The 23735-nt window shown below is 65.1% G+C and carries 21 protein-coding genes; 13 read left to right on the plus strand and 8 right to left on the minus strand.

What is annotated here, in order from left to right; genetic code table 11:
- The first annotated feature begins 21 nt into the window (after window positions 1-21).
- From F0L46_RS15005 to F0L46_RS15025, 5 genes are all read left to right on the plus strand, one after another.
- On the plus strand, window positions 22-567 hold the full coding sequence (locus F0L46_RS15005; RefSeq protein ID WP_240540007.1) for a hypothetical protein: 546 nt from the start codon (window positions 22-24) through the stop codon (window positions 565-567).
- A gap of 397 nt (window positions 568-964) precedes the next feature.
- Window positions 965-1273 carry a hypothetical protein gene (locus F0L46_RS15010; RefSeq protein ID WP_149818945.1) on the plus strand — a complete coding sequence of 103 codons (309 nt, stop codon included), beginning with the start codon at window positions 965-967 and terminating at the stop codon, window positions 1271-1273.
- A 290-nt stretch (window positions 1274-1563) separates the two neighbouring features.
- A complete protein-coding gene (locus tag F0L46_RS15015) occupies window positions 1564-2109 on the plus strand; it encodes a hypothetical protein (protein WP_149818947.1) in 546 nt (181 codons plus the stop codon).
- 1028 nt (window positions 2110-3137) lie between these two features.
- Entirely contained in the window at window positions 3138-3506 is a 369-nt protein-coding gene (locus F0L46_RS15020; protein ID WP_149818949.1) for a YjiS-like domain-containing protein, read from the plus strand.
- Between the two features lie 375 nt (window positions 3507-3881).
- Window positions 3882-4367, plus strand: coding sequence for a YidH family protein (locus F0L46_RS15025; RefSeq protein ID WP_240540008.1), 486 nt, complete (start codon window positions 3882-3884; stop codon window positions 4365-4367).
- A 14-nt stretch (window positions 4368-4381) separates the two neighbouring features.
- On the opposite strand, the gene F0L46_RS15030 is transcribed toward F0L46_RS15025, so the two are convergent.
- Window positions 4382-5317, minus strand: coding sequence for a LysR family transcriptional regulator ArgP (locus F0L46_RS15030; RefSeq protein WP_149818951.1), 936 nt, complete (start codon window positions 5315-5317; stop codon window positions 4382-4384).
- 73 nt (window positions 5318-5390) lie between these two features.
- Here F0L46_RS15030 and F0L46_RS15035 point away from each other — a divergent pair, with 73 nt between their 5' ends.
- From F0L46_RS15035 to F0L46_RS15055, 5 genes are all read left to right on the plus strand, one after another.
- A complete protein-coding gene (locus F0L46_RS15035) occupies window positions 5391-6008 on the plus strand; it encodes a LysE/ArgO family amino acid transporter (RefSeq protein ID WP_149818953.1) in 618 nt (205 codons plus the stop codon).
- 265 nt (window positions 6009-6273) lie between these two features.
- Window positions 6274-7134 carry a YihY/virulence factor BrkB family protein gene (locus tag F0L46_RS15040; protein ID WP_149819032.1) on the plus strand — a complete coding sequence of 287 codons (861 nt, stop codon included), beginning with the start codon at window positions 6274-6276 and terminating at the stop codon, window positions 7132-7134.
- 168 nt (window positions 7135-7302) lie between these two features.
- Window positions 7303-9678 carry an AI-2E family transporter gene (locus F0L46_RS15045; protein ID WP_149818955.1) on the plus strand — a complete coding sequence of 792 codons (2376 nt, stop codon included), beginning with the start codon at window positions 7303-7305 and terminating at the stop codon, window positions 9676-9678.
- Between the two features lie 661 nt (window positions 9679-10339).
- Window positions 10340-11026, plus strand: a complete 687-nt coding sequence (locus tag F0L46_RS15050) for an RraA family protein (RefSeq protein ID WP_188311977.1) — start codon at window positions 10340-10342, stop codon at window positions 11024-11026.
- A 119-nt stretch (window positions 11027-11145) separates the two neighbouring features.
- Entirely contained in the window at window positions 11146-12147 is a 1002-nt protein-coding gene (locus F0L46_RS15055) for a ketopantoate reductase family protein (RefSeq protein WP_149818958.1), read from the plus strand.
- Between the two features lie 132 nt (window positions 12148-12279).
- Here F0L46_RS15055 and F0L46_RS15060 read toward each other — a convergent pair whose 3' ends face one another.
- The 6 genes from F0L46_RS15060 to F0L46_RS15085 all read right to left on the minus strand — a co-directional run bounded on the left by F0L46_RS15060 (window position 12280) and on the right by F0L46_RS15085 (window position 18714).
- On the minus strand, window positions 12280-13395 hold the full coding sequence (locus F0L46_RS15060; protein WP_149818960.1) for a mandelate racemase/muconate lactonizing enzyme family protein: 1116 nt from the start codon (window positions 13393-13395) through the stop codon (window positions 12280-12282).
- Window positions 13396-13695: 300 nt separating this feature from the next.
- Entirely contained in the window at window positions 13696-14895 is a 1200-nt protein-coding gene (locus F0L46_RS15065) for a mandelate racemase/muconate lactonizing enzyme family protein (protein WP_149818962.1), read from the minus strand.
- Between the two features lie 111 nt (window positions 14896-15006).
- Window positions 15007-16023: a TRAP transporter substrate-binding protein gene (locus F0L46_RS15070; RefSeq protein WP_149818964.1), complete on the minus strand. Its 1017-nt coding sequence runs from the start codon at window positions 16021-16023 to the stop codon at window positions 15007-15009.
- An 80-nt stretch (window positions 16024-16103) separates the two neighbouring features.
- Window positions 16104-17426 carry a TRAP transporter large permease gene (locus F0L46_RS15075; protein WP_149818966.1) on the minus strand — a complete coding sequence of 441 codons (1323 nt, stop codon included), beginning with the start codon at window positions 17424-17426 and terminating at the stop codon, window positions 16104-16106.
- The gene (locus F0L46_RS15080) at window positions 17423-17983 is read right to left on the minus strand and encodes a TRAP transporter small permease (RefSeq protein ID WP_149818968.1); all 561 of its coding nucleotides are present in this window, start codon (window positions 17981-17983) and stop codon (window positions 17423-17425) included. The genes F0L46_RS15075 and F0L46_RS15080 overlap by 4 nt, the downstream gene beginning before the upstream one ends.
- Window positions 17980-18714 (minus strand): FadR/GntR family transcriptional regulator, encoded by a 735-nt coding sequence (locus F0L46_RS15085; RefSeq protein ID WP_188311978.1) that lies wholly within the window; start codon window positions 18712-18714, stop codon window positions 17980-17982. Before F0L46_RS15085 ends, F0L46_RS15080 begins: the two co-directional genes overlap by 4 nt.
- A gap of 185 nt (window positions 18715-18899) precedes the next feature.
- On the opposite strand from F0L46_RS15085, the gene F0L46_RS15090 reads away from it, so the two are divergent.
- The 3 genes from F0L46_RS15090 to F0L46_RS15100 all read left to right on the plus strand — a co-directional run bounded on the left by F0L46_RS15090 (window position 18900) and on the right by F0L46_RS15100 (window position 22161).
- On the plus strand, window positions 18900-20081 hold the full coding sequence (locus F0L46_RS15090) for a mandelate racemase/muconate lactonizing enzyme family protein (protein WP_149818972.1): 1182 nt from the start codon (window positions 18900-18902) through the stop codon (window positions 20079-20081).
- Between the two features lie 343 nt (window positions 20082-20424).
- The gene (locus tag F0L46_RS15095) at window positions 20425-21657 is read left to right on the plus strand and encodes an MFS transporter (protein WP_149818974.1); all 1233 of its coding nucleotides are present in this window, start codon (window positions 20425-20427) and stop codon (window positions 21655-21657) included.
- Between the two features lie 54 nt (window positions 21658-21711).
- The gene (locus F0L46_RS15100) at window positions 21712-22161 is read left to right on the plus strand and encodes a MarR family winged helix-turn-helix transcriptional regulator (RefSeq protein WP_149818976.1); all 450 of its coding nucleotides are present in this window, start codon (window positions 21712-21714) and stop codon (window positions 22159-22161) included.
- Window positions 22162-23004: 843 nt separating this feature from the next.
- On the opposite strand, the gene F0L46_RS15105 is transcribed toward F0L46_RS15100, so the two are convergent.
- Window positions 23005-23256 carry a hypothetical protein gene (locus F0L46_RS15105; protein WP_149818978.1) on the minus strand — a complete coding sequence of 84 codons (252 nt, stop codon included), beginning with the start codon at window positions 23254-23256 and terminating at the stop codon, window positions 23005-23007.
- Between the last annotated feature and the right edge of the window lie 479 nt (window positions 23257-23735).

Below are 23735 nucleotides of genomic sequence, written 5' to 3' on the forward strand. Positions count from 1 at the left end.
TCTGCCTGTAGGGAACCTCCCGTGCGCCCTGCCATTGAGGATGCGGTCGAGGAGGACGCGATGACTGGCAAGGCAAACTTCACCCCGGACGAATGGGCGCGCGTCGTCGGGAGCCCCATGGTGGCCAGCATGGCTATCACGGCCGCTGATCCGAGCGGGCTTTGGGGCCTGCTGAAGGAGAGCATGTCCGGAGGCTGGGCGCTGCTGGAAGTGAAGCAGGATGCCGGGGCGAACCCGCTGGCCAAGGCCGTCGCCGAGGACATGACGAACGCGGATGTTCGAACGTCCGCTCGCGAGGCGATGCAAGCGCGCTTCAAGGGCGCGCAGCTGTCCGATCTCAAGGCCCGTGCGATCGACGAGCTTCGGGGCGTGTCCTCGCTTCTCGATAGCAAAGCGCCCGATGAGGCGGCCGGGTTCAAGCGGTGGCTCCAGACCGTCGCACAACGAGCGGCCGAGGCAGGGACAGAGGGCGGTTTTCTTGGGTTCGGCGGTGTTGTCGTGAGCGATGCCGAGCGGGCGACCCTCGTCGAGATCATGACGGCGCTCGGGCAAGGGACAACGGCATAGGACAGCCGGTCGAACGCGATTGCCCCTTTCGAGACGACGGGCCCCACCGCATCCGTGGCTATGGCGTGGTTGCCGCGAGGGCGTGGGCGGCGAGGGTACGAACAGGGTGTACGGCCAGAACGACGCTTACAACCCAGCCACCGACCGATGGCAAGCGTACGCGCTGACGCTTACGCCTCCCCACGGCGTGTGCGCCGTGGTGCTCGGCGATGCGATCTACAGGGTGGGCCGCAGACGGGCACCGGCGCGAGGAGCGCCATCGACGAGGCGTTCAGGCTTACTTGATGACTGGCCTGGAGCGTCAGATCGTAGCCGGGGACAACCGGGACGAGGTTCACCTGACGTTAAGTTGGAGGAACATCAGATCCGCCATGGGGGCGATCCGAAGGAGAGACGAATGAAGCGTATTCTGACCGGCCCTGGTGCTGCTGCCGTGACCGCCTTCATCATCCTAGGTGCACCCGTTGCCTCTGCCGCACCGTTCATCGCCGGCCATGGTCTCGCCGCACGGGACCCTGCACTTGTGCAGGCGCAGTACATCGAGCGCCGCGAGCGCGTCATTCGGCGTGGGCCCGTTTACCGCGGCGGACCTCGCTACATCGAGAGACGCGTCGTGCGTCCGCGGCGACAGTTCTGCAGGGTCGAGGTGGTCCGGCGCATGACGCCGCGAGGCATGATCGTGGAGCGGGTTCGCCGCTGCCGCTGAGCCACAAACCGGCTGCCGCGCGATGTGCGGCAGCCTCTCGACCCAAGATACGCCTTGCATGCTCTATTGCGACCTCAGGCCAGAGGCGCCATCGATCCCTCTGACGCCCGTGAGCTGCCATGATCAGGAGTGCGCTCATGCCGGGCAACTGCACGGCGGGAACTATCGCAACCGGTCTCGGCGGCCCCAAGCGGTGATGTACGAGCCCGCGAGAAGAGGGCTGGAGCGAGGAAACGGTCTCGCTCGTTCCGCATTGTCTGGAAACAGTCAAGGCTGCACGGGGGCTCATCATGCATCGCGTTCTCATCGTCACCACCGCCTGCGCTCTCCTGGGCGGGTGCGCGCAGTTCCTCGGCGCGACCCAGGTGACCACGACGGGCTCGTTCGCCTACGGCAGTGACGAGCAGCCGATCGATGCCAGCATGACCCAGTACATGCCCTGGCAGCTCGGACCGTCGTCCTCAAAGACCAAGGCGGCTCATGAAGAGCCCATCGTGACGGTCGCCGCTGCAGGCTGGGGGCTCGTGAAGGGCCGAGCCGATGTGCTCGCCACCTTCCCGACGCCTCTCGAGGCCCGACCAGGTCGCAATAGAACGGTTGAGGTGTGCCGGCAGCAGGCTGAAGAGGGCGCTCGCAAGTACAATCCTGCGGTTCAGGTCGAAGCGGTTTCGGCTCGTCCGGAGCGACGGTTGCCGGACGGGGGTTATGAAGGGCAGATGCGCATCCGCATCGTCTACACGCGGTCTGACTTCCATGAGGTGCGCGAAGCCATGATGTCGTGCGCAACGACGCCTGAGGGCCGCTTTGCCAAAGCCGAAGTGCTGTGGCCGACCTGAGAGGTGGCGGGCGCGGCAGCCGCCCACATGGGAGGGCAGCCCGACATTGAAGAGTAGCGCGATCCTACCCCGAGGCAGCTTTGGGCTGCGGTAGACGGACGGCGTTCCGCTGTCAGCTTGCGACGGCTGCACCGAAAGTGATCGACCAGAGCTACGGTGGTTGACGGGGGAGAGGGCGTCTCGACCTAGGAGCCTGAACGACGTGGTGCCGGAGGGGCTTATCCCTCCGGCACCATCGGCCGACGCCGGCTGCTCGCTTCCCGGCTCATTCCGGGCCTGCAGCACGCCAGCGCTCTCTTCCCCCGAATGCCCCATACGTCATGAGAGCCTCTCGGCCCGGCACCGTCCCAAGGTTCGGGGGCGTCTTTTCGCAGGCTGCGGCTCACGCTCTGCGGGTTCACGTCCGGTGCTGCCGTGGAGAGTGTCCTAATCCGAGACAGCGGTCGAGAGGCTCTCGCTAGCCCCGTGTTCATCGCTGTGCGGCATGGTCGACCTCAGTGGACCTTGTGCTGCGTATCGGTCCCGAAAGCCCCACCTCGGCCCGACCCCGAGTTGGGGCTTTTCTATGTGCGGCAGAGGACGGCCGGACGGGTGTCGGTCGGATGGTCCGCCCGGCCGGACCGGAGCGAAACGACAGTCAAGCTACGGTCACTAGGTCTATGCTCGGCCGTGTCGCGGGTTCCGGAACAGCGCCTCCGAGAGCGCCGAGCCGACTTTCGAAGGTCTGATTTCCGCTGCTTCCCGGTCTGACTTGTGGAAACCATGTCGGCGAGGAACCGGGGGCAAGCTCGGCCGTCGCATTGTTCCGGTCACATATCGCGCCGATAAAAGAGAAGGGGGAGATGTATGCCCACCTCCCCCAGAACACCGCGACTGTGGTTGTCCACCATCTCACGGTCCGTCGGGCTCGGCCCCAGAGGGATGCGGCAGCGGATCTCGGGGGTCGAGACCTGACGGGCGGGATAGCTCGCGCAAGCTCGCTCTGATTCCGAAACAAACCCTGACCATCGCGGACGCAAGGTGCGTTTATGTGGCCTTCGGTCGCCTATTCCGGTTGGGTGTTGCCGAGCGGGGTGCGCTCGCCTGCGAGGGAACCTCGGCTGTCCTTGCGCATCGACTCGCCGTGCGCCCCTGCGCTCTACGACGTGGCCCCCGCCGGGCCCGAGTGGAGCCACGATATCGAACACGACGGCTTAAGCGGACGCGCGCTTCACGAAGCTTGGGCAGCACCGGCAAGCTTGCCCGATCCGGGCTGGCGGGCCCATTTCCCCCTCTGGGTCAGGCGCCACCGCACCCGGCGGCAGTTGCGGGATCTCTCTTCACAGGAGCTTGCCGATCTCGGGCTCGACGAAGTGCAGCGACGAGCCCAGTGCACCAAGCGCCTCTGGCGAAGCTGAGACAATGGCAGGGGGCTACGTGCAGAGTGGAGCTTGAGCATATCCTTCGATAGCGTGCGCCTTGCCGAGACGCTGACCCTTTTGCACAGTGTGGTCACCGCGTCGGCGAGGACGACAGGCGCTGACGATATGTAAACGCTACGCGTTAAGATGAGCACGGCGGCTTCGCGCCTAAGCTGGTCAAAAACACTGATCGAGCTTTCTCCGGAAAGCGGATACCGAGGGTGGCTGACCGCAGTTGTGCCGTAGGCGGTTCTCCGCTCAGGCGCGATCGGCTCAGCTCAATGTGGGGATCATGCGAGGTTCAGGGCAAGTTCCTTAGCTTAGAACTTTGCCATGCCGGTCGGGGCATGGCCACAGGTGAATGGAGCTCCCATGATGTCGGCAAACGGCGACAGTCGCCCGGAGGTCCTGCGAGACTCGGCTGAAAAGCTAGCCCAAACGTCGGAAAGCGTGAGCGCCTCATCCCAGGAGCTGACGTCCTCCACAGAGAAACTGAAGGACTCGGCTGACAGGCGAACGGAGCTTGCAGCTGACCGTACCGTCCTTGCCGCCGAGAGAACCTACGCAGCTTGGATCCGGACAGGCCTCGCGTCGCTGGCCAGCGGCATCGGGGCGAAGAAACTTCTCGACGGGGTCGTTCACGAGTGGCTGATCATAGGCACCGGATCGCTTCTGGTCCTGTTCAGCGCGATGTGCTTCGTCGTTGCGGTCTGGCGCGAGTTGTTTCCAGGCGTCACTTCGCCCGACCCCAGCGTCCGCCGGCTCCCACCCGTTCTCCTGATCATCTCCAACGGATTTTTGACCCTCGTCGCTATCGCAGCCCTGTTTGGCATCTGGTTCGGCCGGACTGGCGGGTAAACCGATCTGGAGGTTCAGATTTTGCGAGTTGTAACTGTCGTCGAGAACTGCCCCCTAAGCTGCAACCGCGCGACGTCAGTGACGGCGCGCGTCAGCCCGTCGAGAAGGCGCCCTCCGAGGCGAGCGCATTGCCAGTAGAGCGTGACCTCGAGCCTCGCTCCGGGCACAAACTCGATGAGCCGTCCGGCCTCCAGATGCTTCTGAGCGAGCAGCACGGGGTTCATGGCCCACCCCAGGCCAGCCAGGGTGCCGTCTACGAAGCCCTGCGTGGCAGGGACCCAGTGCACCGGCCCCTCCAGGGCCACAGCGAACGCGTCGCGAGCCCAACGCACCTGTAGTTCGTCGCGGCGGTCGAAACGGAGATGCGGCGCTCGCGCGAGCGTCTCCGGCGTGACCCCGTCCGCAAACCATCGGCAGATGAAGGCTGGGCTTGCCGTCGCGACGTAGACCAAGCCTCCCAGACAGATGGTGCGGCAGCCCTGGACCGGGTCGCCATGGGTGGTGATGGCCGCCAGGACCTCGCCGGAGCGCAGGCGATCCGCTGTATGCTCCTCGTCGTCGAGGACGATGTCGAGGAGAGCTCCCGAGCTGTCGGCGAACGCGGCTGCTGCCGGCATGAACCAGCTCCCGAGGCTGTCCGAGTTGACGGCAACGCGGATCGTGGGTGTGGCAGGCGCGCCCGGCCCGAGATGTCCGAGTTCTGGAAGGTCACTGACCAACTCGCCCTCGAGGAGCGTCACCCGCTCCACATGAGCGCAAAGCCGGGCTCCGGCAGTGGTCGCTTGGCAGGGCTGCCCTCTGATCACCAGCACCGTCCCCATCCGCTCCTCGAGAGCCCTGACCCGCTGAGATACCGCCGAAGGTGTGACCCCAACGGCGGCAGCGGCCCTCTCGAAGCTGCCCTGGCGTACCACTGCGGCCAGGGCAGAAAGACCAGCATAGTCGAGCACGGATTAGCGTTCCTTCATCGTCCTTAGGAGCTTTAGCTTCTCTACAGGAAGGCCGCTCGGTATGTGAACCGGCATGTCATACCTCTCGACCTTCCTGAACGGCTTCGCGGTCTCAGCGGCCCTGATCATCGCCATCGGCGCCCAGAACGCCTTTGTTCTGCGGCAAGGTCTTCGCCGCGAGCATGTCGGTCCGATCGTCGCTCTATGCGCATCCGCCGATGCGATCTTGATTGGAGCCGGGGTCGCAGGCCTTGGGGCTCTGATCGGGGCAGCGCCGGTGCTCACGACCGCTCTGACCCTCGGCGGCGCCGTGTTCCTCACCTGGTATGGGGTCACCGCGCTGGCCCGTTTCGCGCGCCCCGGCGTGCTCGCGATCGAACGGGCCGGTGCGGTAAGCCTGCCCTCGGCCCTGGCGAGCGCCGCAGGCTTCACGCTGCTCAACCCGCATGTCTACCTCGATACGGTTCTTCTCGTCGGAGCCATCGGCGCCTCGCACCCACCAACCCACCAGCCGATCTTCGTTGCCGGGGCGGCGCTCGCGAGCGCATCCTGGTTTACGGCTCTAGGCTTTGGAGCACGGGCGCTGGCGCCGCTGTTCGCGAAGCCGATCGCGTGGCGCGTGCTCGATCTACTGGTCGGGGCGATGATGCTGTCTCTCGCGGCCGCGCTCGTCTGGGGGGCGGTGGACTAACGCTGGTGTGAGAGCAGGCGACAGCCGTTCGCGCTAGCGCCATTAAGGACCGGCTTTGCGCGAAGCAGTGCTAGAGACCGGCTGACTGCCCGCATGCGGACCTTCCGCTTCGCGCCCGTATCGGTCACCTAGGCTGATCTCGGCGTTTCCGGAAAGCGGACGTGACAAGCGCCGAGCCGCAGGTTGCTATCGCGCAGCAAGTGACCCCTTGGCCAGTAGCCCAGAAGCAGGCATTGCCTCGGCAGCTCCGACAAGGGTTTCCATCATGCAGCTGCCCTCCGCCTGGCTGATCGTCCTTCGCGCCGCCCTCGTCGGGTGGTGGGACGACCGCGCCATGAGCCTTGCAGCCGCGATCTCGTTCTTCACCGTCTTCTCGCTCGCCCCCATGCTGCTCGTCGCCATTGCCGTCGCGGGCCTCGTCTTTGGGCAAGAGGCGGCCCAGGGCGCCATCGTCGCAGAATTTGGCGGCATGCTCGGGAAACCCACGGCGGAGATGATTGAAGCACTCATCGCGAGCGCAGCGAACGTTGAGTCCGGGATCCGCGGCACGGTGATCGGGACCGTGACGTTCCTCGTGCTCGTCACCGGGGCTGTGCTCGAGCTGCAGGACGACCTCAACCTCGTCTGGAAGGTGCCCCCGCCAAAGCACTACGGGCTGCTTGCCTTCGTCCGGTCACGAGTCCTGAGCTTCGCGATCCTCCTCGGACTGGGCTTCTTGCTTCTGGTCTCCCTGATCGTCGACTCGGCCCTATCGGCTCTGGGCGCATGGCTGGAAACCCGGTTCTCCGGTGCCGCGCTCATTCTTGGAGCCGCGAACGCGGTCGTTTCCTTCGGCATTGCAACGCTCCTGTTCGGGATGATCTACAAGCTCCTGCCGAATGTGGAGCTGACCTGGCGGGACGTCGCGGTGGGCGCACTCGTCACGGGGACGCTCTTCACCGCAGGCAAGATCCTGATCGGCTGGTATCTTGGCGCGAGCGGCGTGGCGACGAGCTACGGAGCGGCAGCGTCCCTGATCACCATCCTGCTGTGGATCTACTACTCGTCGCTGATCCTTCTTTTCGGCGCAGAGTTCACGAAGGCGTTCGCAGAGCGCCACGGCAGCCGGCGCTCTGCACAGCCCTGATCTGAGTATTCTGCCGGCGACTCGGGCCGGAACGCCTACGGGCGCAGTGCGCATTCGTGAGTGTCTCCCGCGAACCTCCCGTCTCCAGCTTGGCCCCTGCGATGAGACGGATCCAATCGCATTGGGGGGAGTTCTGCCCTCGCAAGCCTGAGCATAATGGGGACCAGCATGGCCGAGCCCGCAACGCCGCCAATGCCAGCTGCGAGCCCTCCTCCTGCCCCCCTGCTCACGACCGCCAGCGGTATTGTCCTTGTGATCGGCGCGCTCTACTTCGGCCAGGACATCTTCATCCCGTTCGCCCTGGCCGCTCTCCTCGCCTTCGCACTCACGCCGATTGTGGACTGGTTGCGCAGGATCAAGTTTCCTCGCATTGCAGCCGTGATCACCGCTGTAGCCCTCGCATTCATCCTGATCGCGGGCATCGCCTACGTTGTTGGGACACAGGTCGTCCAGCTTGCCAACAACCTTCCGACCTACCAGACCACCATCCAGCAGAAGATCCGCTCTCTCCAGTCCTCTGCGCCGGGAGGAGGCGTCGTCGACCGTGTCACGACGACGATTCAGGACCTCAGTAAAGAGCTTTCCGACCCGAAGCCTGGGGGCCCCACATCACCTACATCGGATGCACGCACCCGGCCTTCGGAGCGGGAGCCCATCCCCGTGCGGATCGAGCAGGGTCAGGCTCAGCCGCTGCAAGTCCTTCGTACGATTGTAGGGCCACTTCTTGCCCCACTGGCGACGGCCGGGATCGTGGTGGTGTTCGTGATCTTCGTCCTTCTGGAACGCGAGGATCTGCGCGACCGCTTCATCAAGCTCGTCGGTGCAGGAGACCTCCAGAAGAGCACGCAGGCGCTGAACGACGCAGCCGCGCGGGTGAGCCGCTATCTTCTCATGCAGCTCATCGTAAACCTGACCTACGGCGTGCCGATTGGGATCGCGCTGTATTTCATCGGAGTTCCAAACGCCATTCTTTGGGGGCTGCTCGCTGCGGTTCTGCGGTTTATCCCCTACCTCGGGCCTTTTCTCGCTGCCCTTTTCCCGCTCGCCCTAGCGATCGCGGTCGATCCGGGCTGGTCCATGCTGTTTTGGGTGGCCGCTCTCTTCATGACGGCGGAGCTGATCAGCAACAACGTAGTCGAGCCGTGGCTCTATGGTGCGAGCACCGGCCTATCGTCGCTCGCCATCATCACGGCCGCTATCTTCTGGACGACCCTCTGGGGCCCCGTTGGCCTCTTTCTAGCAACGCCCCTGACCGTCTGTGTCGTCGTGATCGGACGATACGTGCCGCACTTGGAATTCCTTGGTGTTCTCCTCGGGAACGACCCGGTGCTCGCGCCCGAGGAGCGCTTCTACCAGCGCCTCTTGGCGGGCAATCTGGAGGAGGCTGTCGATCTAGCCGAGACGTATGTCGACGAGCATTCTTCGCACGAGTTCTACGAGCGGATCGGCCTGCCGGCTCTGCGCCTTGCCGAGAACGACCGGCAGCGGAGTGTAAGCGATATGACCTATCGCCGGCAGGTAGCTGAGACTGCCACTTGTGTCGTACGTGAGATCGAGGATCATGTCCGCGAGAAGGACGGCTCGTCAGACGCAGCGGCTGAAGCGGAGCTAAAGCAGCCTGCACCGGCAACCCGGGTCCTCTGCATCGCCGGGCGCACCGAACTTGACCGCGCGGCATCCGAGATGGTGGCCGAGGTGCTGGGGGAGCGAGGGATCCACGCGAAGGTGATGCCTCCGATCACCGTCACTCAGGACGCGTTAGGCCAACTCGACCTCACCGGCGTCAAGGTTGTCTGCTTGTCGTACCTACATGCGCAGCCGCAGGTCTACGCCCGCTATGTTGCCAAGCGCATTAAACGACGGGCACCCGGTGTGAAGCTGCTGGTCTGCCTCTGGAACGCGCCGTCGAACGTGGCAAACCTCGACGACCTGAAAACTCACATGGCGGCTGATAACACCGCCGTCTCTCTCGAAACGACCATTCAGCAGATCGAGACCTGGATAGCGCACCCCCTGCAGGCTCAGGGCCAGACAAGCCAAAGCCCGGAACACGAGGATGAGCGTCTCGCCACCCTGCAGGAGTTGGGCTTGGTCTCTTCGCAGACGGGCCGCTTCGACGAGATTACCCGTGAGGTATCGCAGGCGTTCGATGTGCCGATCGCGCTCGTGTCGATTGCAGGCGGAGAGCGGCAGCCGGTGGCGGGGGACGTGGGTGAGACCAGAGAGCATGCCTTGAGCCGAGAGGCTCACCAAGAGGTCTCCATCGACGGGTTTGTGGCCATGGCAAACGAGATCCTCGTCGTTGACGACATCACCGAAGACCCCCGGTTTGCTGATAATCCGATGCTGTTGGAGAAGGGCGTCAGGTTCTATGCTGGAGCGCCATTGCGCACGTCGAACGGTACGGCCCTGGGGGCGTTGTGCGTCATTGACACAAAGCCTCGCAGCTTCTCCGATGATGAACGCACGCGCCTTCAGCAGTTTGCCGATGATCTCATCAGAGCAATTGAGGATGAACGCCCCGACGCCGCCAGTATGGAATAAAGGGCGGCGTCACTCAAATAATTGGCCAGGGGGGAGCAAGTCATACCCAGTCACTGTTGCGTCATTCCGTGTCGCGCGTATGCGTGATCACCGCCGCAAAGTGCTGCTCACTGTCAACGGGGCCCTGCTCCCTATACCGGAGGCCAATTTTGTCGACGACGTCGGCTACCGTCGAGTGCCGAACAGGCCATGCGATGGCGGAGGGCAATCCTATGTGGATGGCCTCGGGATGGAGGTCCAAATGCCGAGTGCCATGGACGGCTTCGGGGTTACCCAGGGGCACCTCAGTGTGTCGGCTTTGGATCTTGAGCCGGGGGACCTCAATCTCCGCTCTCGTCTTGCAGCTGTATTCTCCTTTCGGGCAGCTTCAGCCGCTGGTCCGCTCAGCGCCCAAGTCGGTCATTCAGCTGCCGTCACCGGTCTCCCGGAAGCGGACGATCCCTAGCTCGGCTGCTATTCCCTGATCAGCGTGAAGCCCCCGAGTCGACTAGAGAGCCTCGGCTTGATGTGGTTCGGTTGAGGCCACCCAGTCATCAAGCCTAGCCGGTGGGCCTTACTTCATGTAGAGCCGTGTCCCGTTCGATGCCAAGCCAGCTTGGCGGTGCTCCGGGTCCGGGTTACAAGCCGTCAGCGGTTCGGCTGTTCGGAGATGCTCCAGGCGATGATCAACGATCCTCCTCTCATCCGTCTTCGCCGCCATGTCCCGCGCCCCACGCCTGAACAAGTTCGAGCGCTGCAGGGCACGCCGACGGGATACATCGTCGATGCGCTACAGGGCCGGGCTGCCCTTGTGTGCACCGTCAAGCCGGTTGTGCCGGAGCAGGCGGAGTTCTGCGGCGTTGCTCTCCCCTGCTATGTCGGTCCGGCCGACAACCTGGCTGTGTTCGCGGCACTCCCCCTCATCCAAAAGGGCGATGTCGTCGTGGCTGCGGCCGACGGCTATCGCGAGGCGGCTGTTGTGGGCGATCTCGTGCTTGGGATGGCCCGCAACCAGGGCGCAGTTGGCTTCGTGACGGACGGCTGCGTGCGCGACGTCCCTGGCATCCGGGAAGTCGGCCTGCCCTGCTTCGCCTCTGGAATCACGCCAAACTCGCCGGTGAGGAACGGACCTGGTACGGTCAACCTGCCGATCGTCGTTGCGGGGCAGACGGTGGCAGCTGGAGATATCGTCATCGGCGACACCGAAGGCGTGGTCGTCATCCCCTACGATCTGATCGACGCAGTGATCGTAAGCCTTGAAGGGATTCGCGCGGCGGAAGCTGCCCTTCTGGCGCGTGTGGCCGCGGGGCTCGGCGTCCCTGAGTGGGTGGAAAAGCTTTACCAAGACGGTCGCGTGCAGGAGGTCTAAACGCATCTCATCAGCGCTCATGTCAGCCCTGTCCGGACCTCCCGGCGCTGTCTTGATGCTCGATCTCAGCGCGCTTTTGCGCTTTTCTGGTGACCTTGGAGTCTTCGAGTCGGAGAGGGATGGTGCGGGTAGCGGTTCTGGGCGCAGGCGCCATGGGCGCGATTTTTGGAGCCGCGCTGTTCCGTGGCGGCGCCGATGTTGTCTTCTTCGATCAGCGCACTGAGGTGGTCGACGCAATCTGTCAAGACGGACTGCAGGTTTCAGGGGCCTTAGGAGACATGACCCTGCCTTGCGCGGCCACGTCCGAGCGGACGACACTGGGCGCGATCGACCTGGCGCTAGTACTGGTGAATGCCGGCGCGACCGCTGCGGTCGCGCCCATCGCCGAGGGCTGCCTCAAGCCGGACGGCTTCGTCCTCACCCTGCAAAACGGGATCGGCAACTGGGAAGAGCTCACCAAGCACCTCGGGGCGAAGCGCGTGCTGGCGGGGTCAACCTTCAACAGTGGAGAGGGGCTCGGACCGGGACGGAGCCTGCACACCCACCTGGGGCCGACTTGGATGGGCGAACTGGACGGGACGGTCTCTCAGCGCGCCCAAGCGCTCGCCGCGATGTTCCAGGTGGGCGGTTTGGAGGTCAAGGTCGTCACCAACGCGGTTGCGGTGATCTGGAGCAAGTTCGTCCATAACTGCGCCATCAATCCCGTGGCCGCCGCGACCGGGTTGCGGCCGAGCGAGATCGCGCGCAACCCCCATGCCGCGGCACTCCTCGACGGCATTCTGGACGAGGCGTTGGCCGTTGTGGACGCCGAGGGCATCACGCTGCCCGAGAGCAATCCGCGGGAGCACATCCGCGATCATTGCTGGGAGCGCTCCAATAAGCCCTCCATGCTGCAGCACATAGAGAGCGGGCGCGAAACGGAGATCGACGCCCTGAATGGAGCGCTGGTGGAGCAGGCGCGGCTGCATGGGATCCCGACGCCGATCAACAAAATGGTCGTGCAGGTGATCAAGGGCCGCGAAGCCGCCCTGCGCGCTGCTGGCGTCAAGCTGGCCGGGTCAGCAGATGAGGGGGCGGGCCTGCACGGGCCACGCCACGGCCGATGGGGCGTCTGCATCTAGGAACAGTGTCACCCAACAGGTGCCCGTCGTCTTCCGCCAGGTGTTGCTCTAGGATGAGCATCAGCGCATTCCACTGCTCGGTGCCTCGTTTGACTGCAGCATGGGGTTCCTCCGCGGCAATGCCGAAGTAGCTTAAGTCAGAGCGACTGAGTACTTGGCCACGCTGCTGTCGAGCGGCGTCGTGCCAGCGCCGGGCCCCTGCGGAAGGACATAGTTCCCACCTCTGACCACGATGGGTTCCCTGAAGTGATCCTTGATCCAGGGGATGTATTCTAGAATAGTTGTCGCCGGATGCCAGAATGCGAGGTGCACGTGCACTTGGCTCATCTCGCCCGCATGTGGAGCCACCGGCAGACGGTAAGCAAGTGCAAGGTCGGCCACCTGGACGTATTCGGTGATCCCGCCCAGGCGCGTCACGTCGGGCTGAACATACTGGACGGCACCGGCCGCCACGAACGCCTTAAACGCATCGAGCGAGTAGAGCTGCTCCCCGAGCGCAACCGGGATGGAGGTCGAGCTAGCCAGCACGCGATGCGACTCGACGTCGTCGTACCAGAGCGGCTCCTCGAACCAGAACAGGTCTAGATCCGCCGCGTTCGCGCAAAAGCGCTGACACGTCGGGAGGTCCCACTTCCCGTTTCCGTCGATCGCGATCGATACTTCCGGTCCGACGGCCTGACGCACGGCTCGAAGGCGTTTGAGATCGACGGCAGGATCGGCGTGGCCGACTTTGATTTTGACGAACCTGAAGCCTTCCTCGTCGACCGCTCGCTTTGCGCCGGAGCAGAGTTGGTCCGTGGGGATCGACAGCCAGCCTATGTCGGTATTGTACGCTTGCACCGTCGTCGTCGCCCCGCCCAGGAAGCGCCAGAGTGGCAGGTCGGCGTGCTTTGCCCGCAGATCCCAAAGCGCGACGTCGACCGCGGCGAGCGCGAGCTGCGTGATGCCGGCCCGTCCGACCCACTGGAGGGCGGGGCTACGGGCGAGCTTGTACGACAGGCGAGTGTGCTCGACGGCATCCTCGCCGAGGAGCAGAGGACCATACGCATTCTTGATGCATGAGGTGATCAGGCGGTCCGAGGCGGGGTCGGCGTGGGTACCTGTGAAGCCGAAACCCTCCAGCCCGGAGCTGGTCCGAAGACGGACGCCGACCACCCCCCAATGGGTGATCCGGTGCGTCGAGTCCGCGATCGACTCCGCCGTCAACGGCAGGTGCAAGATGAACGGGTCGACGCTCACGATCTTCATACCGAGCGATCCTTCAGGTGATAGGCGGTGTACGCCGGATGGCTTTAGGCCGGTAGCGGTCGCAGAAGGAGTGCAAGTCGTTCGCCTACGTCGTCTCGTCGGCGCCGGAAGGACTTTAGCAGGAGACTCTCAGTGCTCCCCAGGCCTTGTCGGGACGCATGACCTGGCATGGGGATCCGTCCCCAAACAGCCCTACTTGTGCGCGGACATCGCGCCTGGGACACCCTGCTCGGGGCGTTGCCGGTGCATGAGCGGCGTGCCGCTTCGATCTATTCACCGAGGGCGACAACCAGCCGTTCGTTAGCTGAGGCGCGTTACCCGTACGTGCGCGTCCGGACGCCGCTCGACCTCGGGCTGCAGCTCGATCCCGAGGCCCGGCGCCTCCGGCACCGTCACGAAGCCGTTCGTAACGGTGGGCAGAACCGTCGCGACCTCCGTGTACCAGCCCGTATAGAAGGCGCGCACCGACTCCTGGATCAGGGCGTTACGGGCATGAAGCGAGAAATGGCACGAGGCCATGTAGACCACCGGCCCGGTGCAGTCGTGGGGAGCGACGGGCGTGTGCCATGCTTCCGCCATGCCGGCGATCTTGCGGGCTTCGGAGAGGCCGCCGCACCAGGACAGATCGAGCATGACCACTCCCGCCGCGCCAGTCTGCAGGTACTCGCGGAAGGCGTGCGTGTAGGCGAGCGTTTCGGAGGCGCAGATCCAAGCTTTGGAGGACGCGGCGTAGTCCTTCAGGTCGCCCACGTTGTCGAGACGGAACGGGTCCTCGTGCCAGTACGTGCGGAACTCGGCTAGCCGCTCGGCGAGGCGTTTGGCCATCGGCAGGCTCCACAGGGAGTGGAACTCGACCATGATGTCCATGCGGTCGCCGACAGCCTTGCGGATGCGAGCGAAGGGCTCGAGCGCCGTTCGCAGTTCCTCGGGCGAGATGTCCCACCCGCCGCTGCGCTCGGCTGCTATGTCGAACGGCCAGATCTTCATGCCCGTGATGCCCTGCTCCAGCAGGGAATGGGCGAGCTCGTCCGCACGGTGAAGAAAGCCGTCCAGGTCCTCGTAGGGCCCGCCCACCTCACCCACGTGCCAATTCGCCACCGACTGGGCGCGCCCGTCGCGGATGTACTTGTAGCCGGCGCATGTGTTGTAAACCCGGATCGTGTCACGCGAGCGCCCGCCGAGCGCGTCGCAGACCGGCAGGCCGGCCGACTTGCCGAACAGATCCCACAGCGCAATGTCGATGGCGGAGTTGCCGCGAGTTTCCACGCCGGACCCGCGCCATCCAAGATAATTGGCGAGCGAGGCGTTCCGTGCCTCAATCCGCAAGGGATCCGTCCCCATGAGCTTTGGCGCGACGGTCTCGTGGAGATAGGCTTCCACGGCTATAGGCCCCATGAAGGTTTCGCCGAGCCCGACGAGCCCCTCGTCCGTGTGTAGACGTAGCCAGAGCACATTCGCGAACTCGTCGAGCCGGATCGTCTCGAGCGCCGTGATCTTCATGGGACGAACCTCACCATTCCCCCGGCCCGTGCTTGCGGAGGCTTAGATGGATGCTTGCTGGCGGGGAGGACGGCGCCGGCCGCCCTCCCCGCTGATGACTGGCGGCGAGCGCTACTGCTTGCGCACTTTCTCGAGGGCTTCCTGCATCTTGGTCACCGTCTCCGCGCCAATCGTGGCCGCGTGGCGCTCGTAGACGGGCTTCACCGCCTCGCGCATACGACCGATCTCGGCCGGGGCGAGCTCGTTGACCTGCATTCCGGCCTTGCGAATGTTCTCGAGCGCCTTGGCCGAGAGATCGCGCGAGACCTTGCGCTGCTCGTCGCGCCCGATGGCGGCGCAATCGGTGAGCGCCTTCTGCTCGTCGGCGGAGAGCTTGTCCCACAGCCCCTTAGAGTAGAGCACCAGGAACGGCGTATAAGCATGGTTGGTAACCGAGAGATATTTCTGCACCTCCGAGAACTTGGAAGTGTCGATGGTCACGAAGGGGTTCTCCTGGCCATCGATCGCCCGGGTCTCAAGCGCCGTGAAGACCTCGCCGAAGGCCATCGGTACGGCGTTGGCGCCGCTGGCCCGGAACGTGTCGAGGAAGATGTTGTTCTGCATTACCCGTACCTTCATGCCCTGCAAGTCCTCGAGTTTCTGCACGGGCTTGCGGGAGTTGGTCAGGTTGCGAAAGCCGTTCTCCCAGTAGGCGAGGTTCACGAGCCCGACGGCCGGCAGCTTGTCGGCAACGTACTTGCCATACTCGCCGTCGAGGACCGCATCGGCCTCCTTGGCGCTGTTGAACAGGAAGGGCAGGTCGAACACACCGAGGTCGGGCAGTATGCCGACGAGGGGGGAGGAGGAGGTGATCACCATCTCCAGTGTGCCCGACCGCAGGGACTGGGTCGCCTGAAGGTCGCCGCCGAGCGCCCCGCCCCAAAAGGCCTGCAGCTTCATCTTGCCGCCGGATTTTTCGGCAAGGCATTGGTTCATGCGCGTGACGCCGTTGCCCACCGGGTGGTCGGCGTTGATGCCGTTGGAGACGCGGATCGTGCGCTCCTGGAACTGCGCCCATGCCGGTGCAGCGGCCGAGAACGCGAGCGCGGCGACGCCGGCGGCGAGCAGGGTTTTGAGGGGCTTCGTCATAGTGTTCCTCCGGTTTTCGGGCAGCTCGTGGAGTGACGGATGCGGGCCGGCTGCACGTCGCCCGGCATCCTGGGACGCGACTAGAATCCTGCCATCCGCTGGAGCATGTCGAGGAACTCGATGCGCCCCCGCAGCCATTCCAGGGGCGCGAGAACCCACTGGGGCAGGAGGACGAGCAGGAAGAGGACCGCCGTCTGGGCGAGCAGGAAGGGCGTGACGCCGCGGATCACGGCCCCCATGGGCACGCGGCCCACGCCGCACACCACGTTGAGCACGATGCCGACTGGCGGCGTGATCAGCCCGATGGCGTTGTTCATGATGAAGAGCACGCCGAAATAGACGGGATTGATGCCAGCCTCCTTGATGATGGGCATCAGGATAGGCGTGAGGATCAGCACGGTGGGCGCGAAGTCGAGCGCCGTGCCGACCACGATGACGAGCAGCATCATGACGATGAGGAGAATCGTCGGGTCGTCCTTGAGCGGCTCGACGATCGCGCCGAGCTCGGCCGGGATGTTGGCCTGGGTGATGAGCCAGGCGGAGATCAGCGCCGCGGCGACGAGGAACATCACGGCCGCCGTGGTCTTCGCCGCCGTGAGGAAGACTTCGTAGAGTTGGGAGATCTTCAGCTCGCGGTAGATGAACAATCCTACGAGAAGCGCATAGACGGCGGCGAAGACCGCGGCCTCGGTGGGCGTTGCCCAGCCGAACTTGATGCAGCCGAGGATGATGGCCGGCATGAGCAGGGCGAAGAACCCGTCCGTGAAGGCGCGCCCGCGCGCTCCCCACCCTTGGCGCGGATAGGTCTGCACCCGCTCGCCACGCACCACCCAAGCCCAGGCGACCACCAGGGCGAGGCCCATGAGGAGCCCCGGGAACACGCCAGCGAGAAAGAGCTGCGTGATCGAGACGTTGGCCGCGACGCCGAAGACGATGAACCCGATCGAGGGTGGGATCACGGGCGCGATGATCCCCCCAGCCGCGATGAGCCCCGCAGAGCGCGGCACGTCGTAGCCCGCCTGGCGCATCATGGGGATGAGGATCGAGGCGATGGCCGCGGTGTCGGCTGCCGCCGACCCAGACAGGGACGCCATGATCACGGAGGCGAAGATCGCGACGTAGCCTAGGCCGCCCTGGACGTGGCCCACGAAGGCGACGGCGAAGTTGACGATTCGCTTCGAGAGGCCGCCGGCGTTCATCAGCTCGCCGGCGAGCAGGAAGAAGGGCACGGCGAGGAGTTGGAAGTTGTCGGCGCCCTCGACGAGCTTGAGCGCCACGATCTGGCTGTCGAAGATGCCCATGTGCCACATCAGCGCGAGGCCGCACACGACCAGCGCGAAGGCGACCGGCACCCCGAGCGCCATGGCGCCGCAGAGTGAGACGAGGAAGACCGTGATCGTCATTCCACCTTCGCCCTGATCGAGTTGGGATCGTCGCCGAACTCGCCGGCGAACTGGTCGAGCTCGCGCTGGTCGAGCCGGCCGGTGAGCGTGCGCACGACGCGCGCCACCGCGAGTGCGCCCATGCCGATCGCAGCGATGAAGCCGACGCCGTAGACCCAGATCATGGACATGCCCGTGATCGGCGCCGTGTTGGTCAGGTGCAAGCCGGCCTGGCGCCAGGTGCCCCAGAAGAAGACGGCGCAGCACAAGACGACGAGGGCGTCGGACAGGGTCATCGCGATCCTGCGCCCGCGGTCGCCGAAGCGCGCGACGAGGGTATCGACACCCATGTGGGCGTTCTCCCGCGCCACCACGACCGCACCCACGAAGGTGAGCCACACGAACATGATGCGTGAGAGCTCTTCCGAGACGTTGATGCCGCCCCCGAAGAGCACAAGCCCATAATCTGAGAGCTTCCGCAGGATCGCATTGCCGAACACCATGGCCACCATGATGGCGAGACAGGCGACGATGAAGAGTTCGAAGAGCTTGAAAAGACCGTCGATGAGCCTGTTCATCGCAGCGCTCCCTCGGCGATGCGCCTTCGTGGCGCCGCCGCCAAATCGGATCGGATTCGTGCCATGTCGTCCCGCGATTGCCGGATGATCCCCACGAGGCAGTCGCGGGCGGTCCCAGGGTCGGCCATCCCGATCGCGCGAAGCAGCGCGGCATGGGCGGGCAGCGAGGCCTTGGCGCTCTGCGGGGAAGTGACCGAGAGCTCGAAGGAGAGCCGAAGGACCGCGCCGACGACCGATGACAGCTGAGTCAGGAACTGGTTGTGGGCCGCCCGCAGGATCGCCTGGTGGAAGTCGAGATCGGCCTGGATATAGCTCCCCTTCCCCTCGGTCGCCTGCTCCATCAGCTCGTAGGCGTGGCGGATGGCGGCGATGTCGGTCGCGCCCGCGCGTTGGGCTGCGAGGGCGGCTGCCTCGGGCTCAAGAAGGAGCCGCATCTCGACGAGGTCGTCGATCAGGTCCGGGGTGAGCGGCGCGGCAAGGCGCCAGGCCACCACCTGGGGATCGAACAGGTTCCAGGCGTCCGGCGGCTGCACCCGGCTGCCGGTGCGCGGCCCAACCCGGACGAGACCCTTGGCGGCAAGCGTCTTGAGGGCTTCGCGAACGGTGGTCCGCGAGGCGCCGAGCTCCTCGCCGATGGCCTGCTCAACGGGTAGCGTGGCGCCGGCCGCGAAGCGCGCGCTCACGATCCATCCCGCGATGGTCTCGACCGCGTTGTCGTGGAACTGACCCACCCGAACGCCTCCCTCCGGCAGCTCTTTTCGGCCGCACGCCGGCGAGGCTAGCACCTACGCGATCGCGGCACAATGTATGATGATTGGGTTCAAACATCAGACAAGCTTGGCCGTAACAGTTTGGCGGCCTTGAGCGGGCGGCGGCCCGTGCTCTAGGGTCCAGTCCGTCGTTTGGAGGATCGTCGATGCGCGTCGAAGCCGTGGATTTTTTCTATCTCTCCATGCCGGAGGTCACGACGGAGGCCGACGGGAGCCAGGACGCGCTGCTCGTGCGCGTAGCCGCGGGCGGGTATGTCGGCTGGGGCGAGTGCGAGGCCTCGCCGCTCGTGTCCATCGCGGCCTTCGTGACACCGATGTCGCACGGCGTATGCCGGCCCGTCTCAGCTTCCGTGCTCGGCCGCGAAATCGAGAACCCCGACGACATCGCGCGCATGTCGGCGGAGGTCGCCTACAACAGCATGGACCTGCTCCAGGCGCCCCACACCTGGTCGGGCGTCGAGATGGCGCTGTGGGATCTCTTGGGGAAGGCCCGTGGCGAGCCGGTCTGGCGCCTCCTGGGCTACGGGCGCTCCGAGCCGAAGGTGCCCTATGCCTCGGTGCTATTCGGCGACAACCCGCAGGAGACCCTTGAGCGGGCGCGGCGCTCCCGCGCAGCCGGGTTTCGGGCCGGCAAGTTCGGCTGGGGGCCGATCGGGCGGGGGAGCGCCCGGGAGGACGCCGAGCACTTCGTCGCCGCACGCGAAGGGCTCGGGCCCGACGGCCTCCTCCTCGTCGACATGGGCCAGATCTTCGGCGAGGACGTCGACCGCGCGGCGGAGCGCCTCCCCGCCCTCGACGCCGCCGGGGCGCTCTGGCTCGAGGAGCCCTTTGCGGGGCACGCCTACGAGGCCTATGGGGCGCTCGCCCGGCGACTCGATCGCGGCGTGCGCCTTGCTGGCGGCGAGGCGGCCCACAACGTCCACATGGCCCGCCACCTTATAAGCATCGGCGGGGTCGGATACATCCAGATCGATTGCGGCCGCATCGGCGGGATCGGGCCAGCCAAGCAGGTTGCGGACGAGGCTGCTGCCACTGGCGTAACCTTCGTGAACCATACGTTCACCTCGCATCTTGCCCTTTCGGCTTCGCTCCAACCCTACGCGGGGCTCGAAGACCATCGAATTTGCGAGTTCCCGGCGGCCCCTAAGCCACTGGCCCTAGCATTCACGGCCAACTACGTAGAGCGCAACGCGGACGGGGAAATCGCTGCCCCCGATGCTCCCGGGCTCGGGATCGAGATCTCACCCGACGGGGCGAAGCCCTACCTGCGCGACGTGCGAATCGAGGTTGACGGCCGAGTGATATTCAAGACGGCCAAGTTGACGTGACAATTGTCCATCCGGGGCACGACGTCGGAGACCGCGACGGTGTCACGTGAGAGCCGATAGGCGCCGAGAACACTCAAGTGCCCCAATCAGCTCTCCAGTCGTTCATTGTAGCGTTGCGGGCGGCCCCATACGGATTGACTGAGAACCGATCGTCGCCTGCACCGATATCATCGCTACCATGATGTCGATGAGGCGGGTCGACAGCGCACGGTGCGCACGTCGGTGTCGTCGCATGAAGAAGCCGGGTGGCGCCTGATCGGGAGGCATCATTGCTATCGCAGAGAAACGGGTATATGCCCGTTTTGTTGTTGGGGGCAGTCCCTTTACGAGAAGGATTGCGGTGATGACGACCCGAACCCGTGGGGTAGCCCCCGAACTCATCGTCCTCGCAGGATGCCTCGTTTCCCTGCTCACCTTCGGCCCGCGTGCCACGGCGGGCATGTTCCAGATCCCCATGACGGTCGAGTACGGCTGGGGTCGAGACGTCTTCAGCCTGGCAATTGCCGTTCAGAACCTGCTCTGGGGCGTCGGCCAGCCCTTCGCCGGCGCGGTCGCGGATCGCTTCGGCACCCTGCGCGTCCTGTGCGCCGGAGCCCTGCTCTACGCCATCGGCCTCGTCGTGATGGCTCACGCGGTGACGCCCGGCGTCCTTACCCTCGGCGCAGGCGTTCTCGTCGGGTTCGGCCTTGCAGGATGCTCGTTCAACCTCGTCCTCGGCGCCTTCTCGAAGCTCCTCCCAGAAAGCTGGCGTCCCCTCGCCTTCGGCGCCGGCACGGCCGCGGGATCCTTTGGCCAGTTCCTATTCCCGCCCTTTGGGAACGTGCTGATCGACAGCGTCGGCTGGCACCAGACGCTCGTCGTTTTCGCTGGAACCGTGCTGCTCGTCCTGCCCCTCGCGTGGGCACTTGCGACGCGACCGCAGGGCAGTGCGATATCCCCGACCGCAGCACCGGTCGCAAACCAGTCCATCCCCCAGGCGCTTGCGGAGGCGTTCCGCCATCGCTCGTACGTTCTCCTGGTCGCAGGCTTCTTTACTTGCGGGTTTCAGCTCGCGTTCATCACGGCGCATCTCCCAGCCTATCTAAGGGATAGCGGTCTATCGGCGGCAATTGGGGGCTGGACGCTGGCCGTCATCGGGCTTGCCAATGCGTTCGGATCCCTGGGCTCGGGCTGGCTCTCGACGCGTATGTCCAAGCGCTGGCTGCTCGCTTGGATCTATCTCGGCCGCTCGATCGCGATCACAGCGTTCATCCTTTTGCCGGCATCACCCTTTGCGGCCATCGCGTTCGGCTTGGCGATCGGCGTGCTGTGGCTCTCCACGGTGCCGCCGACCTCGTCGCTGGTCATGCTGATGTTCGGAACCCGCTACATGGCGATGCTCTATGGCTTCGCATTCTTCTCGCACCAGCTGGGCGGGTTCCTGGGCGTCTGGCTCGGCGGTGTCCTCTACGAGGTTTTCGGGAGTTATCAAGTCGTGTGGTGGCTCTCGGTGGTTCTCGGGCTTGCCTCGGCTGCTATCAACTTGCCCATCGAGGAGCGCCCGGTTGATCGTCCGGTGCCATTGCCCGCCGAGTAGGTCCGTTCGGGCGTTGTGCTTTCGTGCAGCAGTCCTTTACCCTGGTTCGCGTCGATGACACGGGATCAAGTCTGCGCGTGCACGACCCTGCGTCGGATCACTCGGCGGGTCACGGCAGCCTATGACAATGCACTCGCGCCCTCAGGCCTCAGGGTCACGCAGTTCGCCCTTCTGCGAATTCTCGAGCGTTCGGGTGACCTCAGCGTTGTCCAGCTCGCTCGGGCCGCGGCGCTCGATCGCTCCACGATGGGGAGGAACCTCGACCCGCTCGAGCGTCGTGGGCTGGTCGCGATGCGGGTCGGCTCGGCGGACCAGCGCGAGCGGATCGTGACCCTGACCGAGGAAGGGAGCGAGGCGATCAAGGCCGCCACCCCTTACTGGCGGAAGGCTCAGGCCGAGGTCGCGACCCTTGTGGATCCTTCGCTCATCAGGGCGCTCGCGGAGCAACCTGCAGCTGGACTCGGCGTGGCGTCAACCGCCTCGAACGCGGGAACGATAAAGTGAGTCTACGGCTGAGCGAAGCTACCTCATGCTGAACCTCTGCGCCAACTGCAGGAGGTAGGACATCCAGCACGCATAGTGGTCACGGCGCCTACGACATGCGAATCAAAGAATCGTTTGGAAGCGGGCCCCGAGCAAGGTGGCTCAAGCACCATGAGCGCGCCGTCAGCGTCGCAGAGTCGCTTTTCTTGTCCGTCGCCTCTGAGCCGTCTCTCACCCTCGTGAGAGCCCAGCTTATTGCTCGAGGGCTGATCTCCCGAGACGGCTTCCTCGCATTATCGTTCGTAACAAGCGCGTGTGGGCCACGATAAGCCCCACGAGCCGCTGAGTGTCCTAATCTTCCTCGGAGCGTGTTCCTGAAGTCATCCGGGAACACGGAAGACTGCTCGATTACACGCCCGTATAAGGCTCGCAAAACGTGAACGACCTGGCTGTGGTCTGCAGCTCCGTGGCTGGCCCGAAGGCGGCGAGGAACATCTGGTGGGCGCCCGCCGTGAGCGCCGCTCCAACGCCCGGGGCGGTGCCGGCCTCCCTCACGCGCAGGAACTCCGCGCAGAGTGCTGGATCGGCGGCCTCGAGACGGGCACGACAGAGCGGCGTAATCGCGAGCGCCGCGTCGTGCCGCAGCCGCGTCGTCCGGGATTGCGACGCGCCTGCCCTTCCGGCCGAAAGTCTGCGCTAAAGCGGCGTCGTCCTCTTGGAACAGTGCCGCGCTGAGTCCGCTGCGGCGGCCCTCCAGCCGGGTGATGCCGCGCGATCTCGGTGCGGTAGGCGACGATGGATGGGCGCGGCTTCAGCTGCGCCTCGCAAAGAGCCCGTAGGATCGCCTTGGTCGCTACCCTCTCCTTACTCCACGTCCAGCAGGCCGAGTCCGACTTGGCCGGTAACGTCAATTTCCTGCTCGCCTTCGACGCTCTCCGGACGCACGGGCTCGCCGTACAGCGCGAGGTCGGCACTCGTCACGATGAGGAAGACCTTTCGCACGCTCCCAAACCGGACCATGCCGGCATAGGTGCCTGGCGGGAGGGTGAAATCCTCGACCTGGACGGGGGCAGGGGCGGTGAGGATAACCGGGCGGTCGTTGGTCTCGTCGGGCATGCTCGCCTCCAGGTGACATCGGCACGGAGGATATGGCTCTTCGTGAGCGTCGGCGAGAGAGCGGGGTTCGGCCCTACCCCTGCGTCAGATCTCATCGAGGTCGGGGGCGAGCCCGCCGAGCGATGCCAGAGCAAGCATAATCCGGAAGCCCAGCCCGCGCCGCGCCTTCTTGATGAGGCGTGCGGCCAGGTGAGGTGCATGGGGCCGGACCTGCTCTGCAATCTCGCGCAGGATGTCCGGCTCGACTTCATTGCGCAGGGTGGCTTGCGCTGAGGCAGGTCAGCGCAGAAGGGTGGGACGAGGAGGCCATAGGCGCGAGAACTACGCATTCGCAAAGCGGGAAGGCTTCTTCCGGCACGAGGATCGAATCTTCCTGCGCCTCGCCTCGGGTCCGCACGCAAGACTCGAGCGACCGTAACGTTCAAAGGGGCCTACCTGCCAAACACTTACAGAAACGAAACGAAGTGAGGGCAAGCTCC

Source organism: Salinarimonas soli, assembly GCF_008386575.1.
GTDB classification, from domain to species: Bacteria; Pseudomonadota; Alphaproteobacteria; order Rhizobiales; family Beijerinckiaceae; genus Salinarimonas_A; species Salinarimonas_A soli.